The organism is Mesorhizobium sp. M7D.F.Ca.US.004.03.1.1 (assembly GCF_003998635.1).
GTDB lineage: Bacteria > Pseudomonadota > Alphaproteobacteria > Rhizobiales > Rhizobiaceae > Mesorhizobium > Mesorhizobium loti.
Genome location: NZ_RZQG01001081.1, coordinates 1 through 1835 on the forward strand (window position 1 = coordinate 1; position 1835 = coordinate 1835).

1 pseudogene is annotated in these 1835 nt (G+C 66.5%); it reads left to right on the plus strand.

Annotated elements, in window-relative coordinates:
* Positions 1–1835, plus strand: a pseudogene (locus EN935_RS34085) (translocation/assembly module TamB); the annotation flags it as partial.

The window sequence follows — 1835 nt, forward strand, 5'->3', positions numbered from 1 at the left end:
GTCTCGACAATCCCGCGATCGCACCGCTGATCGCTGGCAAGGTCACGGCCGCACTTAGTGCCCGGCTGACAGCCGACGCGGTCGCCATCGATAGCGGCTCTCTCAAGAGTGATGCGCTGAACAGCCAGGTCGCGGGCCAGGTGTCGCTGCGTGACGGCGCTATAGACCTCAACCTAAAGGCGGATGCCCCATCATCGGCCTTGCCGGCGGCGGCGCGCGGCATGCTTGGCGAACGCGCGCAGATCAGTGCCACGCTGAAGCGCGACCCCAACGGCAGTATCGATATAGGCGGATTGAAGCTGACCTCGGGCGCGCTGACTGCCGACGGGCAGGCGAGCCTTGCTGACAACAAGGTCGCCGCCGACATCAAGGGTGTGCTGAGCGACATCTCGCTGCTGTCGAAGGATGCCAAGGGCGCCATCGCCTTTGCGCTGAACGCACAGGGGCCAGCTGCGGCGCCCGATCTGTCACTGACGGTGGACAGCGACAGGCTGCTGGTGGCATCGCGCGAGATCACCGGGCTGAAGCTGACCGCCACCGGCAAGGCTGATGCCGCCAACCCGGCGGCGAATGTGCAGCTGACCGGCAATGTCGCCGGCCAGGCGCTGCAAGGTAGCGCGGTGCTGGCGACGGCGGACGGCAAGAGCGCCATCAACGGCCTGCTGCTGTCACTGGGCAAGAACAGGATTTCCGGCGATCTGGCGCTGGATGAGAAGTTCGTTCCAGTCGGCACGATCGCGCTCGACCTGCCCGATATTGGCCCGTTGGCGGCACTGGCGCTGGAAAAGGCCGAAGGCGACGTGCGCGGCACGATTGCTTTCTCGAAGAACGGCACCGCACCGCAGGTCGCCATCAAGGCGGCGACAGCATCGATTACGCGCGGCGACCTGCAGGCGAAAGCCGTCTCTATCGATGCACTGGTCGCCAACTATCTGGCAGTACCCGTGATCTCCGGAAAGATCCGCGCCAACACCGTCACGTCGGGCGGCACCGTGATCAGCGGCATCGATGTCGATTTGACGCGTGACGGTGACTGGACCGGCTTCTCCGGCGGCGCAACCGTCAAGGGCATTCCGGCGCAGGCCGCGGGCCGGGTGAAAGTGGCCAACGGCACGACAACCATCGAGCTTGCATCCGGCCAGGCGACCGTTCAGGGCATCAAGGCAGCCATTGCCCAGGCCTCGACCGTCAGCATCGCCAATGGCACGACGACGCTGGACCGGCTGGTGCTCAACCTTGGCGGCGGCACGGCGACGGTGACCGGCAAGGTCGGCACGGCGCTCGACATCAACGCGACGCTGGCGCGGGTGCCGATGTCGCTCGCCAACAGTTTCTCGCCGGGGCTCGACGCCGCCGGCTCGATTTCGGGCACGGTCAAGGTGACGGGTGCGCCGGCGAATCCCGCCGTCGCCTTCAACATCGATGCGGCCGGGGTGCAGACATCGCAGACCCGAGGTGCTGGTGTCGGTGCGGTCAGTGTTTCCTCGTCGGGCACCTTTGCCGGCAACAAGCTGACATTCAATGCCAATGTCAGCGATGGAGCCGGCCTCGGTCTCAAGGGCGGTGGTACCGTAACGACGGCAGGCACGCCGGCGCTGGCCCTCGACTTCAATGGCGCCGTGCCCTTCGGCCTGCTCAGCCAGAAGCTTGCCGCGCAAGGCTTGTCGCTATCGGGCACGGCCAATGTCAACGTGCAGGTGCGCGGTCCCGCGACATCGCCTGTCATCGGCGGCAGCGTGAGCACCTCCGGTGCGCGCCTGGTCGATGCGCGCTCGGGTCTCGCGGTCAACGATCTTGCCGCCGATGTCTCGATCGCCGGCGGCGTCGCCAGGATC